Source organism: Roseateles sp. P5_E1, assembly GCF_054049335.1.
In genome coordinates, this window is record NZ_JBFUMN010000205.1 from 1 (window position 1) to 707 (window position 707).

Here is a 707-nt window from a genome sequence, read left to right on the forward strand (position 1 = left end):
ACATGGACGCGCTCGGCACGCGCTGGCCCGGCTGGCAGCCGCGGCTGGCCGCGTTCCTGATGACCGACCCGCTGCGCCAGATGCGCGACACACTGCAGCAGCTGCACCGGCAGGCGATAATGCCGCGGTCCCAGGGCGATCAGTTCGCCGTGCCCGCCGCCCCACCGGAGTCACCTGCTTGAGCCTTGCCATTGCCGCGATCATCGTCAGCTACCAGAGTGCCAGCACCCTGGACAGCTGCCTGACCCGGCTGCGCGCCGCCCGTGGCGTGGTCGAGATCCGGGTGGTGGACAACGGGTCCAGCGACGGCACCCTGGAGATCATGCAGCGCCACGCCAGCGCTGACCCGCGCGTGCGTTTCATCGCCAATCCGGACAACCCCGGCTTTGCCGCCGCCAACAACCAGGGCGTGGCCGCCAGCCAGGCACCGTGGCTGGCCTTCATCAACCCGGACCTGATGGTCGACGCCGAGACCCTGGCGCAGCTGTGCGAGCGGGCGAGGGGCATCGGTGACTGCCTGCTCGGGGTCGAACAGGTCGATGAGCACGGCCAGCCCGATGCGGCGGTGCGCCGTCGCGATCCGGATTTCGGCGCGATGCTGCGCTCGCCCGGGCAGGGCGCGAAGCTGGCCCTCCCTGCTGATCCGAACCAGTCGCTGCAGCCGGTGCCGGCGCTGTCCGGCGCGCTGCTGCTGATGCCACGCACGC

2 protein-coding genes are annotated in these 707 nt (G+C 71.1%); both read left to right on the forward strand.

The window, feature by feature from the left end; genetic code table 11:
• On the forward strand, window positions 1-182 hold a 182-nt coding region (locus ACXJKJ_RS30620; protein ID WP_457395218.1), incomplete at its 5' end, for a hypothetical protein.
• On the forward strand, window positions 179-707 hold a 529-nt coding region (locus ACXJKJ_RS30625), incomplete at its 3' end, for a glycosyltransferase family 2 protein (protein ID WP_457395220.1). The genes ACXJKJ_RS30620 and ACXJKJ_RS30625, both read left to right, overlap by 4 nt.